Origin of the sequence: Agrobacterium vaccinii, from assembly GCF_021310995.1 — a bacterium.
Classification (GTDB): Bacteria; Pseudomonadota; Alphaproteobacteria; order Rhizobiales; family Rhizobiaceae; genus Agrobacterium; species Agrobacterium vaccinii.
On record NZ_CP054150.1, the window covers coordinates 498,940 to 513,094 of the forward strand.

Annotated in this window: 13 protein-coding genes; all 13 read left to right on the top strand. The window is 57.3% G+C overall.

The window, feature by feature from the left end:
- Positions 1–3: 3 nt before the first annotated feature.
- Positions 4–801: an IclR family transcriptional regulator gene (locus tag HRR99_RS02385; RefSeq protein ID WP_233122618.1), complete on the top strand. Its 798-nt coding sequence runs from the start codon at positions 4–6 to the stop codon at positions 799–801.
- 170 nt (positions 802–971) lie between these two features.
- Positions 972–1,712 (top strand): helix-turn-helix transcriptional regulator, encoded by a 741-nt coding sequence (locus tag HRR99_RS02390; protein WP_112501178.1) that lies wholly within the window; start codon positions 972–974, stop codon positions 1,710–1,712.
- Between the two features lie 78 nt (positions 1,713–1,790).
- Positions 1,791–3,014 (top strand): CmpA/NrtA family ABC transporter substrate-binding protein, encoded by a 1,224-nt coding sequence (locus HRR99_RS02395; protein WP_233122619.1) that lies wholly within the window; start codon positions 1,791–1,793, stop codon positions 3,012–3,014.
- Positions 3,015–3,126: 112 nt separating this feature from the next.
- The gene (locus tag HRR99_RS02400) at positions 3,127–4,260 is read left to right on the top strand and encodes an Mrp/NBP35 family ATP-binding protein (protein ID WP_233122620.1); all 1,134 of its coding nucleotides are present in this window, start codon (positions 3,127–3,129) and stop codon (positions 4,258–4,260) included.
- A gap of 393 nt (positions 4,261–4,653) precedes the next feature.
- The gene (locus HRR99_RS02405; protein ID WP_111840959.1) at positions 4,654–5,631 is read left to right on the top strand and encodes a magnesium transporter CorA family protein; all 978 of its coding nucleotides are present in this window, start codon (positions 4,654–4,656) and stop codon (positions 5,629–5,631) included.
- A gap of 27 nt (positions 5,632–5,658) precedes the next feature.
- On the top strand, positions 5,659–7,563 hold the full coding sequence (locus HRR99_RS02410; RefSeq protein WP_422387326.1) for a potassium transporter Kup: 1,905 nt from the start codon (positions 5,659–5,661) through the stop codon (positions 7,561–7,563).
- Positions 7,564–7,744: 181 nt separating this feature from the next.
- Positions 7,745–8,914, top strand: a complete 1,170-nt coding sequence (locus HRR99_RS02415) for a cell wall hydrolase (protein WP_422387285.1) — start codon at positions 7,745–7,747, stop codon at positions 8,912–8,914.
- A 270-nt stretch (positions 8,915–9,184) separates the two neighbouring features.
- A complete protein-coding gene (locus tag HRR99_RS02420) occupies positions 9,185–9,550 on the top strand; it encodes an AtpZ/AtpI family protein (protein WP_112501174.1) in 366 nt (121 codons plus the stop codon).
- 62 nt (positions 9,551–9,612) lie between these two features.
- On the top strand, positions 9,613–10,362 hold the full coding sequence (locus HRR99_RS02425; protein ID WP_233122621.1) for a F0F1 ATP synthase subunit A: 750 nt from the start codon (positions 9,613–9,615) through the stop codon (positions 10,360–10,362).
- A 70-nt stretch (positions 10,363–10,432) separates the two neighbouring features.
- On the top strand, positions 10,433–10,660 hold the full coding sequence (locus tag HRR99_RS02430) for a F0F1 ATP synthase subunit C (RefSeq protein WP_027673924.1): 228 nt from the start codon (positions 10,433–10,435) through the stop codon (positions 10,658–10,660).
- A gap of 78 nt (positions 10,661–10,738) precedes the next feature.
- Positions 10,739–11,377 carry a F0F1 ATP synthase subunit B gene (locus tag HRR99_RS02435; protein ID WP_111840963.1) on the top strand — a complete coding sequence of 213 codons (639 nt, stop codon included), beginning with the start codon at positions 10,739–10,741 and terminating at the stop codon, positions 11,375–11,377.
- Position 11,378: 1 nt separating this feature from the next.
- On the top strand, positions 11,379–11,864 hold the full coding sequence (locus HRR99_RS02440; RefSeq protein ID WP_233122622.1) for a F0F1 ATP synthase subunit B: 486 nt from the start codon (positions 11,379–11,381) through the stop codon (positions 11,862–11,864).
- A 457-nt stretch (positions 11,865–12,321) separates the two neighbouring features.
- On the top strand, positions 12,322–14,154 hold the full coding sequence (locus tag HRR99_RS02445) for a HAMP domain-containing methyl-accepting chemotaxis protein (protein WP_233122623.1): 1,833 nt from the start codon (positions 12,322–12,324) through the stop codon (positions 14,152–14,154).
- Position 14,155: the final 1 nt, after the last annotated feature.

Sequence of the window (14,155 nt, forward strand, 5' to 3'; positions counted from 1 at the left end):
AGCATGGCCGCTCGAATCGATAAAACCGGCGAGAGCACGACCGGTACGCTGGGCAAGGCCATATCCTTGCTTGAACTGGTCGTGATGTCGCCGCAACCGCTACGCTTCACGGATATTCTTCAACGCTGCGGACAGCCACGCGGCACGCTGCACCGCCAGCTCGCGCACCTCATGGAAGAAGGGCTGCTGGAGCAGCGCGGCGACCAGACCTATGTTGCGGGTCTGCGTCTGCTCACCTTCGCCTCGCAGGCCTGGAGCGGAAACGACGTGCGCTCGGTGGCCCTGCCGCATCTGCGGCTCCTGCATGAGAAGACGCAGGAATCCGTCCATCTCGGCGTGTTGCGCGGTGCCGAGATCGTCTACCTCGACAAGATCGATGGTAAGCATGCGGTGCGGATGCACTCCCAGATCGGTCGCGTTTCCCCAGCCTATTGCACCGGCGTCGGCAAGGCGGCGCTCTCGCTGCTCGGGGCGGCGGAACTGGATGAGACGCTGGCAGCCATCGCCTTCCACCCCTACACGGTCAATACGATCATATCTGCAAGAGAACTGAAACAGCAGGTTGCAGATATCCGCATGTCCGGTTATGGCTTCGATCTTGAAGAGCATGAAACCGGTATCCAGTGCATTGCCGTGCCCGTACCGGCACCGGGACGGCGCATTCACGCCGCCATTTCCGTGACAGGTCCGGCCTATAGATTAACTCGAGAGCGACTTGAGGAGTGGGTGGGCATCGTTTGCGAGGCCGCGCAGAATATCTCTCGTGATTTGATGGTACGCCTGCCCCCGTCGCAGGAATAGAAAACAGATATGACTGACTAATGTCCAATAACAATATTCATCAGACAAAAGTGTGATTAATGTTACCAACAACTTTTGTTTGCAAAAAATTGATACATTGATATTCATGCCTGATCATTCTTCTGATACTGAATATTTTTAATATAAGTCTATCCGTAAAGACAAAGCCAATGCTGAAACCAGAGATTTCAACCTATTCTCATCCCGGTGCCGAATGCGCGCAGGAAGTGGCCGAACTCAACACCCAATTCGACATTTTCCGGTTTCTCAAGAAGCTGACCGAAGCCTGGGATTTCAAGGCTTTCATGGTCGTCAATCTTCCAAGCCACATCGCGTTGGAGCTGTCGCAATATACGGTCATCAACAACTGGCCCGCCGAATTGCTACACCAGTATGATCACGAGGGCCTTCTGCCTCGCAGCAACGTGATGCGCACATTGAAGCAGTCCTGCACGCCTTTCCTCGTCGACCCCACCTTCATGAAAGCGGGGCATGAGGAGGCCCGTGCAAAAACGATCGTTGAGCTCTTTGCACGGTTCGAAATGACCATGTCGCTGTGGTGTCCCGTTCAGGACAGTACCGGCCAAAGGGGCGCGATTTCGTTTCACGGCGAAAACATCAAGCTGGGGCCGAAGTGCATTGCGGAAATCGCCTATGTCTCGGCCCATGTCTACAGCCGTCTCGCCTATGTCCGCAGCCTCGATACGCGCATTCCCGGCACCCTGACCGACCGGGAGATCGACTGTCTGAACTGGACAGCAGCCGGAAAGACCAGCGCGGAGATCGCCGATATCCTTACCTTGTCGGAACACACGGTCAATCACTACCTCAACCGCGCAACCAAGAAGCTCGATACGGTCAACCGCACCCAGGCCGTCGCAAAAGCATTGCGTGTAGGCTTGATAAAATAGGAATATTTTCGATTTTTCGATTGTGATATGCTCGAACGTGCGCAATTCTCATAGGAGCTGGCGGCAGAGGAGATTCGTTTGGCAGCTTCGAAAAGCTTCAAGGCCGGGTTTTCTCCCACGGTGGATAGCGCGGTCCTCGTTGTTGCTGCCGAAAAGGGCTTTGCCGCTGATGAAGGCATATCTCTAACACTGCTGAAAAAGCCTTCCGTGCAGGATTTGCTGACCGAATGGCGCAGCGGTGACCTCCAGGGCCTCCATCTTTCCGCCTCCTTGCCCGTTGCCAGCGCGCTTGGCGTGCCGGACCTTCCACCAGACCTCATCGCGCCCTTTATTCTCGCCACCGGCGGCGCGACATTCGTGGTGTCGCAGGAATTGCACGATGATCTGGCCGAGCAGGGCATGAAAATCCCTGACCCTGGCACCTTGGCCCGCGCTATGGCCCGTGTGGCGGCATCCCGTCAGTCGGCCCGGCTAAAGCCGCTGGTGTTCGGGGTGGAGCATCATCTGGCGGTTTCGGTGTTCGAGCTGCGATACCTGCTGGATAGCGCCCGTCTCAGCGCCGGTCAGGATTTCACTCTGGTCGAAGTCCCGCCCGCCGACATGCCGCAAATGCTCGAAGCAGGCGAGATCGACGGCTTCTACGGTTGCGAACCCTATGGCACCACCGCGGTTCTGCGTGGCACGGCGCGCATCGTCACAACGAAATCCCACATCTGGCAGAATGCGCCGGAAAAAGTGCTTGCCGTTTCACGCGAATGGGCTGACGCCGAGCCCGCCACACTGGAAGCACTGCTGCGCGCGCTCTACCATGCAGGGGAATGGTGCTCCAGCCACGCCAATATCGAGGAACTGGCAGGCATCCTGGCATCGCCGAATTATCTGGACATGGATGGCGAGCTTATACTGCCTGCGCTGACCGGCTTTATCTCGCACTCACCCGCCCGCATGCTGGAGTGCCACGGCTTCTTTTCCACCAGCGGCAAGGCGGCGAATTTTCCGTGGCAGAGCCAGGCACTGTGGTTCTTCAGCCAGATGCTGCACTGGAACGACTGCCCCGCAGAATTCGCGACCGATGCGAAGGTATACGACTCCGCCGCCAGCGCCTATCGCCCGGATATTTTCAGAAAGGCCGTGCGTCCCATCTTCGCCCCCGTGCCATCGGCCAACATGAAGCTGGAGGGCACGTTGCAGGTGCCGGTCCATGTCGGTGCTTCACGCTCCGGCCTCGTTCTGGGCCCGGATGCCTTTTTCGATGGGCGCATCTTCGACCCCGAGAAATTCGACGCCAAGACCGATCCGTGATGCCGCCTGTGTCGATATTGCGGCCAAACGTCCCCAATTACGCTTTATCATTGGCGAAACCGCAGCACTTGGTTATGGAGAACCTGCGGATGCCAAGCGTATGGAAAATGACATGACACAGGCCGATAAGAAGCAGATCGAGCAGGCGCTGGAAGGCGTCATCTATCCCGGCAGCGATAAAAGCATCGTTGCGCTCGGCATGGTGTCCGAAATCTTCATTGCGGATGGCAAAGCCTTTTTTTCCATTACTGTTCCCGCAGATCAGGCCGATGATATGGAACACTTGCGGCTGGCAGCGGAAAAAGCTGCACTCGCCGTGCCCGGCGTCAAGGCCGCCATGGTCGCCCTGACGGCTGACCGCAAACACGGCGCATCTCCGACCCAGCGCCCCGCCTCGAAAGCCCAGCCTTCGCCACCACCGCCCAGCCAGCCAGCGCGCACCAAGGCAGGCGTTCCCGGCATTGGCGCCATCATTGCCGTCGCATCCGGCAAGGGCGGCGTTGGAAAATCCACCACGGCAGTCAATCTGGCACTGGGGCTACAGACGCTCGGACTGCGCGTGGGTATTCTGGATGCGGATATTTACGGCCCATCGCTGCCACGGTTGCTCAAGCTTTCCGGTCGTCCCCAACAGGGTGAAGGTCGCACCATCATTCCCATGGAAAATTATGGCCTGAAGGTCATGTCCATGGGCTTTCTGGTGGATGAGGAAGCCGCGATGATCTGGCGCGGGCCGATGGTGCAATCGGCGCTGATGCAGATGCTGCGCGAAGTTGCCTGGGGCGAACTCGACGTTCTTGTGCTGGACATGCCACCCGGCACCGGCGATGCGCAACTGACTATCGCCCAGCAGGTGCCTCTGGCAGGGGCTGTCATCGTCTCCACGCCACAGGATTTGGCCCTGATCGATGCGCGCAAGGGCATCACCATGTTCAAGAAGGTCGAGGTGCCGCTTCTCGGAGTCATCGAAAACATGAGCTACTTCATCGCGCCCGATACCGGAGCACGCTATGATATCTTCGGCCATGGCGGCGCGCGGGCGGAAGCAGAACGCATCGGCGTTCCCTTCCTCGGCGAAGTGCCGCTCACCATCTCCATCCGTGAGCTGTCGGACGCAGGAACACCCGTGGTCGTGGCCGAGCCAGACGGGCCGCAGGCGAAGATTTACCGCGACATCGCGCAAGGGGTGTGGACCCAGATCGGCGCCGGTCTGCGCAGGCCCGCTCCCCGCATCGTTTTCGACTAATCGCAAGATAATCGATGCGTGCTGCGCATAGCACTCGGTCTTTCGCACGGCTTGACAGCGCTGCGTTTAAGTAGAGCCTACAGTTGGATTTCTGGTTTTACGGGAATCTAATGCGCGCTTGTTTTAATGTTCAACCAATTGATACATATGCGTTATACGCGATTTTTTGACGTATCCATGGTTGGGAGACGATTAACGAAACTACGCCGATGAAACAGCCATTCCACATTGGTTGCATGGCGACCCTGAAAAATACTCCTTGATTATTGCGGGCATAAAGAGCATAGGCCGCGCCGTTTGATCCGCCGTCCATTCTGGGCGTTTGCGGAAGCCACACATGATGTGTTAGAGCAGCCTTCCGGCATTTGTCGGTGTGCTGACCGGAGAAACTGATTGATCAAGGCCTATCGCTCGAATTGCGAGGCAATCAGCCTGTCGGCGGACCCATCGGTCCAGCAGATTTCGGATGATATTGTCTGGATCGACCTCATCAATCCCGACCGGGCCGAAGAAATACGTGTCGAGAAAATGCTCGGCGTCGAGTTGCCCACCCGTGAAGATTTGAAAGATATCGAACCGTCAAGCCGTCTTTATGTCGAAGACGGCAATGTCTTCATGACGGGCTCGCTTGTCTGGAATGCAGATAGCAAAGATCCGCGCCTGACCGATGTCGCTTTCATTCTGGCGGGCAAGCGGCTGGTCACGATCCGCTACGCCGAACCGAAATCCTTCAATCTCTTCATCGCCGCCATCACCCGTGTGCCGCACGAAATGCGCAGTGGTACGGCGCTGCTGTTGAAGCTTCTCGAAACGATCGTGGACCGCACGGCAGAAATTCTCGAAACCTCCGTTATTCGCATCGATACGGTCGCTGCCGGAATTTTCGGTGAACAGGCGCGCAGCAAACGCAAGGCACCGCGTTATCTGGAAGACAAGCTTGCCGATATCTCCGGTTATCACCGCCTGATATCGAAGGTGCGTGACAGCCTGGCATCGCTCGCCCGTCTGCAATCTTTCCTGCAAGCCACGCCCAATGTACAGCAGGACAAGGAAGCCAAGGAAACCGGGCGCTCGATTGGACGCGACATCCAGTCCCTGTCGGAGCATGCGTCCTTTATTTCAGGCAATCTGACGTTTCTGCTGGATGCGTCGCTTGGCATTATCAATGTCGAGCAGAACGCCATTATCAAGATTTTCTCCATCGCGTCGGTCGTGTTTTTGCCGCCAACGCTCGTGGCATCCGTTTACGGAATGAACTTTCAGGTCATGCCGGAGTTGCAGTGGTCCTACGGGTATCCATTGGCAGTTTTCATCATGCTCATATCGGCCATCATTCCGTTCATCATTTTCCGTTGGAAGGGCTGGCTCTAAAGGGTCAGAAACACCATGTCTCATGCCTTGGATAAGGAAAGCCACGACAAGCCGGAAGCGGGTGATCACCGCATGAAGGGCCTGTTTGCGGCAATGCTGGGTTCGATCGGTGTCGTCTATGGCGATATCGGTACCAGTCCGCTCTACGCTTTTCGCGAGGCGCTGAAGCCGATCTCGCACGATGGCCTGACGGAAGCGGAGGTCATCGGCCTCATCTCGCTGATGATCTGGGCTCTCACCATCATCGTCACCATCAAATACATCTGTTTCCTGCTGCGTGCAGACAATGACGGCGAAGGCGGCACACTGTCGCTTCTGGCCTTGCTGATGAAAAATGCAGGTGCCAAGCGCGGCGTGCTGATCATGCTCGGCCTCATCGGTGCCGCCCTGTTTCTGGGTGATGCGATGATCACGCCTGCGCTCTCGGTGTTGTCGGCGGTGGAGGGGTTGAAGCTTGTCACGCCGCAGATGGATGAGTTCATCATCCCCATATCCGTCTTTATTCTGGTCGGGCTTTTTGCCATCCAGTCCCACGGCACGGAAGTCGTTGCCAAGTTTTTCGGACCCATTACCGCGGTCTGGTTCCTCGTCATGGGCCTGACGGGCCTGATGCACATTTCCGATGATTACAGCATTCTCTTTGCTTTCAATCCTGTCCACGCGGTGGAGTTTCTGCTGGCGGAAGGTTTCTACGGCATCGTGGTTCTGGGCGCGGTCTTCCTGACTATCACCGGTGCCGAAGCGCTTTACGCCGACCTCGGCCATTTCGGGCGCAGGCCCATTCAATGGGCGTGGTTCGTGCTGGTGTTTCCGGCTCTGACACTTAATTATCTCGGGCAGGGCGCTCTGGTTCTCAAAGACCCCGCTGCGGCGGCCAACCCGTTCTATCTGATGTTCCCGCAATGGGCTCTGCTGCCTGCGGTCATTCTGGCAACTGCGGCGACCATCATTGCCAGCCAGGCCGTGATAACGGGGGCGTTCTCGCTGGTACGTCAGGCCATCCACCTTGGCTATCTGCCGCGCATGGAAATCCTGTTCACGTCGGAAACCAACACCGGGCAAATCTACCTGCCATCGGTCAATACCATCCTGCTGATCGGCGTGGTTGCCTTGGTGCTGACCTTCAAAAGCTCCGATGCGCTGGCAACGGCCTACGGCATTTCCGTCACCGGCGCGATGGTCGTCACCAGCCTGCTGTTCTTCCAGTTTGCACGCAGCCACTGGAAATGGTCGAAATCCCTGGCGATGCTGGTCATCTTCCCGTTCATTTCGCTGGAACTGATCTTCCTTGGCGCAAACCTCCTGAAGATTCACGATGGCGGCTACGTTCCTGTGCTGCTGGCTGTCGCTTTCGTCATCATCATGACGACATGGCAGCGCGGTTCGAAAATCCTGTTCGCCAAGACCCGCCGCACCGACGTTCCGTTGAAGGCCTTCGTGTCGTCAGTTGAAAAAGAAAGCGCCCATGCGCCGGTTCGTATTCCCGGCACGGCGATCTTCCTGACCGGCGACCCGGAGACGGCACCTGCGGCGCTGCTGCATAACCTCAAGCATAACCACGTCCTGCACGACAAGAACGTCATCCTGACGATCAGAACCGAGGACACGCCGCGCATTCACGCGGACAGGCGCTACACCATCACCAAGATCAGCGAACGTTTCGTCGTGGTCGAACTGCATTTCGGCTTCATGGAAACGCAAAACGTGACGCAGGCCTTGGGCTACCTGCGCCGCACCGGGTACAAGTTCGATATCATGTCGACATCCTTCTACCTCGGTCGTCGCAAGCTGGTGCCGGACCCGAAGTCGGGCATGCCCGGCTGGCAAAACCGCCTCTTCATCGCGCTTGCCGAAACGGCAGCAGACCCATCGGATTACTTCCGTCTGCCCGCAAACCGCGTGGTCGAGCTGGGTTCCCACGTCGTGATCTGACACGAGCTGTCTTCTTATATGCAACATTCAAACGCCACCCTGCCAAGCCGGGTGGCGTTTTTGCTTCCGGTACACGTTAACGTGAAACCGCGTCTGGCCCCGGCGTTAACCAAGCATCAAGGTTAATGAGAGATTATCCGGTCCTGTAGCAGTGAGTTGCGTTGTGTCCGGAGTACTGGTTTTGCGTTCAAAGAAAGTATCGCGTCGCGGGTTCTTCTTCTCGTATGAGAAATGGGCATCGCCTGTCATCTTCGGCATGGCCGCATGGCTTGCCTTTCCCTCCCTTGCAGCACGCGCCGATTTGGCATCCTTGCTCGCCGGTCTCGATGCCGGGGGCGAGCAGTGGCGCATGGTGCTCACCAACTCACCTGCCGGTTCCGTTCACAGCGCATCGCTTGCATTCAACGAAGCCGACCCTGCTTCGGCACTGACCGGTGCCGGAATGATCACACCGGATGGCCGCAAGGTCGCCTTCGTCACCGCCAAGAGCGGCAAGGAAAGCACGCCGGATGCGGACCGCGTCAACCGCACCAGCAAAAAGGGCAGGGTGGTCGCCACCGAAATCATGCAGCCGCCAAAAGCCTTCACGGCAGGGTCTGTCCTGCAACGCACCAGCATGCTGGACATCGAGCCGTTGAAGCGCAAGGACCGCACGGCCTTCGTCAAGCAGAAGAAGGAAAAGGACATCGAACTGGCGTCCTTCTATTTCCGCCGTGACGAAACCAAGAGCGAGAAGAATGTCTCGCCGATGGTGGCAGAGCTGATCACCAATCGCACACCCGACATTCTGGCCACCGCCTATGCCCCGGCAGAACCGGATTTCGCCCGCGAATCGCCCTTCGATGCGATTTTGAAAAAGCCTGAGACGGGCCGTTTCATTCCCCAGATCGCCGCAGACGACCATGCCTGGGCGGCGACCCCGCTTCCGGCAGAGGTTTTCTCCGCAGCCGAGCAGCAGTGTCTGGCGTCCGGCATCTATTTCGAGGCGCGCGGCGAATCGGTGAAAGGTCAGGCGGCTGTCGCGCAGGTCATTTTGAACCGCGTGCGCAACCCATCCTATCCCAAAACCATCTGTGGCGTCGTCTACCAGAACCAGGATTGGCGCAATCGCTGCCAGTTTTCCTTTGCCTGCGACAATATCAAGGACCGCATCAATTCCGAACGGCACTGGAAGATGGCCCGCGAAGTGGCTCTTGCCACGACGGCTGGCAAGATCTGGCTGAAGGAAGTCGGCTCCGCGACGCACTACCATGCCGTCTATGTTCGCCCCGCATGGGGAAAATCCATGAAAAAGGTTGGTAGAATCGGCCTGCACGTCTTCTACCGCACCTATGGCGGCGGCTGGAGCTGATATTCCGGCCTTTTCCCCGGGATAACCGTGTCAAAATTGCCGATTCTGCACGGCTGTGACGCCAATAATCCGCGAATATCAAATAACCAATTGTTTTCAATACACAATTTTGTATTCCGCTGAGGGCCATCAGTGCCTTGACTAGCGAAGTCCCTAAAACTATGTTGCGCGCGACTTCAGAGCGGGCTGGAACAGGCTTGAAGCCCTGCCGTTTACAACTCCAAAGAGTTCTGGCAATGCCAGTATGGAGACAAAGGGTGGGATTTGACGATGACCGGCAACCGTAACGATAGTCTGGATGAGCGCCGCAAGCGCCTTGCCAACGAATTGGCAAAGGTGAAGGCGGAAGACGACGCGGAACAGCGGACGGAGCAGAATGCAGCGGAGACCCGGAAGGGTTTTGCGATGGCGATCAAGCTCTCTTCCGAGTTCATTTCCGCAGTTATCGTCGGTGCGATGCTGGGTTATCTTCTGGACCATTTTGCTGGTACGTCGCCGTGGGGGATGATCGTTCTTCTTCTTCTCGGTTTCTGTGCCGGTGTGCTGAACGTTCTGCGTTCCGCCGGAGTGGTTGCCAAGCCGCCGCTTCTCGAAGGTGGGTTGGGGAAAGACAAGAGTGGTAAGCAGGGCGAGTAATCGCTTCGCTTCTATAGAAATAAAGTGCCGCTATCTGCGGCAAAAGGTAAAGAGGGCAGCCGGTGGCAAACGATCCGACGCATCAGTTCATTGTACAGCCGATCATCCCGATTGAGATCGGTGGCGTGGATTTTTCGTTCACCAACGCATCTCTCTTCATGGTCGCTACGGTTGCTGCCGCTTCCGGCTTCCTCTATTTCGCAACGTCGAACCGCGGTCTCATTCCTGGCCGCATGCAGTCCGTTGCCGAAATGTCGTACGAATTCATCGCGTCGATGCTGCGCGAAGGCGCTGGCAAGAAGGGAATGGTGTTCTTTCCATTCGTCTTCTCGCTGTTCATGTTCGTTCTGACCGCAAACCTTCTCGGCATGTTCCCGTATTTCTTCACGGTCACCAGCCAGATCATCGTAACCTTCGCACTGTCGTGCTTGGTCATCGGAACGGTCGTCGTTTACGGTTTCTATAAGCATGGCCTGCACTTCCTCGGCATTTTCGCGCCGCAGGGCGTTCCGGCGGTTCTTCTGCCGCTTGTGTCATCGATCGAAATCATCTCTTTCCTTTCGCGTCCCATCAGCCTGTCCGTTCGTCTTTTCGCGAACATGCTGGCCGGTCACATCACGCTGAAGGTTTTCTCGGGCTTCGTCGCCTCCATGGGTGCGCTCGGCGCTCTGGGTGTCGGTGGCGCAATCCTGCCACTCATCATGACGGTCGCAATGACCGGTCTGGAATTTCTCGTCGCCTTCCTGCAGGCATACGTCTTCGCGGTACTGACTTGCATGTACCTGAACGACGCCGTGCATGGCGGTCACTGAGAAGTAAAGTCGCTGGCCCCGGAGGACGGGTGTCAAAAATAGCCGCAACAACCATTCTAAGGAGCTTAACATGGAAGCGGAAGCAGCAAAGTACATCGGCGCAGGTCTCGCATGCCTCGGCATGGCTGGTACGTCCCTCGCTCTCGGCCGTATCTTCGGCGATTTCTTGTCGGGCGCATTGCGCAACCCGTCTGCCGCTGACAGCCAGTTCGGCCGTCTGGTATTCGGCTTCGCCGTTACGGAAGCTCTGGGCATCTTCTCGCTGCTCGTAGCTCTCCTTCTCCTGTTCGCTGTCTAATAACAGCATCAGGTTTGGATCACGGCTCGCAGCAGCGTGCCGTGATCCTTCGCATTTGCACTACCCCTGGAGGTGAGCATGTTCGTGACCGAGGCTTTGGCCCAGTCAGCACCGGCGACAAGTGAAACGAATACCGGAACTCCGGCTGTCGGTCAGACTGCCCCGGAAGCAACACATACGGAAACGGGAGTGGCACATGATGCCGGTCACGCATCTGCTGTGTTCCCACCGTTCGATCAGTCCACTTACGCATCCCAGCTTCTCTGGCTGGCAATTTCGTTCGGCCTTTTCTACGTGCTCATGAAGAAGGTCATCGTGCCACGCGTCGGCGGAATTCTCGAAGACCGTCACGGCCGTATCGCACAGGATCTGGATGAAGCATCCCGGCTCAAGGCCGAGGCAGATGCCGCCATCGAAACCTATGAAAAAGAATTGGCTGCTGCGCGCGCCAAGGCTGGCTCCATCGCCGCCGCTGCGCGTGACGCTGCAAAGACAAAGGCCGATGCAGATCGTGCCGCAATCGAAGCCGAGTTGGCCCAGAAGCTGACCGCTGCCGAAGCGCGCATCGACAGCATCAAGCAGCAGGCATTTGCCGATGTCGGCACGATTGCTGAGGAAACCGCGACCGCAATCGTCGATCAGCTGATCGGCGCCAAGGTCACCGAAACCGATGCCAAGGCAGCTGTATCAGCCGCATCCGCAGTGAAGGGGGCTTGATATGGCGTTCGATGCAACATTTTTCGCCCTCGTCGGTCTTATCCTTTTCTTCGTCCTGATTGCCTACCTGAAGGTTCCAGGCATGTTGGCAAGCTCGCTCGATGAGCGTGCAGGCAACATCAAGGAAGAGCTGGCGGAAGCCAAGCGCCTGCGTGAAGAGGCTCAGCATCTGCTGGCCGAATATCAGCGCAAGCGTAAGGAAGCCGAAGCAGACGCCGCCAACATCATCGCCGCTGCAGAACGTGAAGCAGCAGCGCTGACAGCGGAAGCCAAGGTCAAGACGGAAGAATTCGTCGCACGCCGCAACGCTTTGTCCGAACAGAAGATCAAGCAGGCAGAAACCGACGCCATCGGCGCCGTTCGTGCCGCCGCTGTCGATCTGGCTATTGCAGCCTCCGAAAAGCTGATTGCTCAAAAGACGACAGCAGCTTCGACGGCCAAGCTGTTCAACGCCGCTGTCAGCGACGTGAAGACACGCCTCAACTAAGATTTCGCATCATCGTCGTCTGGCGACAGACAACGTCGAAAATTTCGAACCCCGCCAATCGATTGGCGGGGTTTTTGTTTTGTCTAGGCACTATCAGCGGCAGTCCAGACGACCCCTCTATAGGACAGTCATTCAATAGTCGGAATAAAATCCGCCTGAGGAAAGCACGGGCGGTCGGGAGTGGACGCACATGTGCATTACACTTGCTTATATCTGCAAGAATTCGAATTTTATAAAGTTTCTCTCGCACGCCGCTCTAGATCATTCAAAATTTAATCAAATTTCAATCATGACAACACACTGTATCGTTATATCAGCTGCGTAATTGCGCGTCTGCTCAACAGTATAATTTAAGTTTCGATGTTCTAGACCTTCCTCAATCCGGGTGATCTGCTTTGGCAGAGAGACCGCGTGGGTCGATGCAGCAGGTCAGGCACATCCCGACGGGGGACGTAACATGAAAATATCCATTGGTGTCGTACTTGCAGCCCTCTCTGGCATCATGCTGCTGGTGGCAGGTGTGCAGGGAACGTTTTCAATTTCGTCTCTCCAGCAGATCAGGGGCGGGATCGACACGATCGTCGGCGACCGCGTTCCAGCCTTCATATTGATTGGCGAGATAAGCACCGAAGTCGGAAACATCAGAAATATCCAGAGCTCGATCGTCAGTTCGGCAGCCGACAAGTGGCCGCAGTTCGAAGCGCAGATGGGGAAATCACGGGCCGCACTGGAAGGTGATTTCGTCAAATATCAGGACTATCTGGTCGACGAGCTGGACAAGAAGCTCTTTCTGGATTTCGTGGCGAAATGGAAGATTGCCGAAAATGGCTGGAACGACGTCACAGCCCTGTTGAAAAGCGGAAACCTGGACGAGGCGCGGGCGCGTTTTGTTGGGCCCTCATTGGCTGACTACACCGCCGCAAACGCAATGCTCAAAGACACCGTCAGCGATATGGAGGCCGATGTCCGTCAGGAAGGTGAAAACACCACCGCGATCGCCGAAGATGCCGCCACGCTCAACTACATCTCCCTGGCCGTGGCGCTTGCCATCGGCGCGGGTGCCGCACTCTTCGGCAATATGCATTTGGCCCGACCATTGGTCCGCATGACGGACGTGATGCGCCGCCTGTCCGATGGCGATACCGAGATCACCGTGCCTGCGCGTGGGCGCAAGGACGAGATCGGCGCCATGGCGGAAGCCGTCGATGTCTTCCGCCTCGCGGCAATCGAGAACAAGCGCCTTGAGCTTCAGGCCGAGACGAACCGCCAGCTGGCCGAACAGGATCGGATAGCAACGCAGCAGAAGGCCGAAGCCGATGCGCAGGCACGGTTGCAGATTGCCACGGCTGGCCTCGCGGATGGTCTGCGTCGACTTGCATCCGGCGATCTCGCCTTCCAGCTCAACGACGCTTTCGCGCCGGATTTCGAGACGTTGCGGCAGGACTTCAACCGTTCGCTCAAGCAGTTGGGCGGCACGATGGCGGAGATTTCCCACTCCATCGACACCATGAACAATGGTACCCGCGAAATTGCTGGCGCTTCGGTGGAGCTTTCCAAGCGCACCGAACAGCAGGCCGCAACGCTGGAGGAAACGGCAGCAGCACTCGATGAAATCACGGTGAATGTGGCCAACTCCACCAAGCGCGTTCAGGAAGCACGTGGAGCCGCCACGGAGGCCAACCGCGCGGCCAAGGTTTCAGGCGAGGTCGTTGCAACTGCGGTGGACGCCATGCACCGCATCGAGCAATCCTCCGGCCAGATTTCCAACATCATCGTCGTCATCGATGAGATCGCCTTCCAGACCAATCTTCTGGCGCTGAACGCAGGCGTGGAAGCGGCTCGTGCGGGTGAAGCAGGCAAGGGCTTTGCCGTTGTTGCGCAGGAGGTGCGCGAACTGGCTCAGCGTTCCGCCAAGGCCGCCAAGGAAATCAAGGAACTGATCGGAAAATCGTCGGTCGAAGTGGAGAACGGTGTCAATCTGGTGCGCCAGACTGGCGATGCCCTCAAGACCATCGAGCAGCACGTGACCGTCATGAACCAGCATATGACCGCCATCGCCTCGTCGTCACAAGAACAGTCCACAGGGCTTGTCGAAGTCAACAATGCCGTCAACCAGATGGACCAGACGACCCAGCAGAACGCAGCCATGGTCGAGGAAACCACGTCCGCCACATCGGCACTCGCCAGCGAGAGCGATAAGCTGCGGACATTGCTGCAACAGTTTCAGCTGACTAGTTCGAATTCCTACGGTCAGCGGCACGAAGGATACGAGATGAGGCTTGCCGGCTAAA

Bases quoted from the DNA above. Each gene is read 5' to 3' on its own strand.
- HRR99_RS02430 (WP_027673924.1), top strand. From the start codon at position 10,433: ATGGAAGCGGAAGCAGCAAAGTACATCGGCGCAGGTCTCGCATGCCTC.
- HRR99_RS02440 (WP_233122622.1), top strand. From the start codon at position 11,379: ATGGCGTTCGATGCAACATTTTTCGCCCTCGTCGGTCTTATCCTTTTC.
- HRR99_RS02400 (WP_233122620.1), top strand. From the start codon at position 3,127: ATGACACAGGCCGATAAGAAGCAGATCGAGCAGGCGCTGGAAGGCGTC.
- HRR99_RS02390 (WP_112501178.1), top strand. From the start codon at position 972: ATGCTGAAACCAGAGATTTCAACCTATTCTCATCCCGGTGCCGAATGC.
- HRR99_RS02435 (WP_111840963.1), top strand. From the start codon at position 10,739: ATGTTCGTGACCGAGGCTTTGGCCCAGTCAGCACCGGCGACAAGTGAA.
- HRR99_RS02420 (WP_112501174.1), top strand. From the start codon at position 9,185: ATGACCGGCAACCGTAACGATAGTCTGGATGAGCGCCGCAAGCGCCTT.
- HRR99_RS02385 (WP_233122618.1), top strand. From the start codon at position 4: ATGGCCGCTCGAATCGATAAAACCGGCGAGAGCACGACCGGTACGCTG.
- HRR99_RS02445 (WP_233122623.1), top strand. From the start codon at position 12,322: ATGAAAATATCCATTGGTGTCGTACTTGCAGCCCTCTCTGGCATCATG.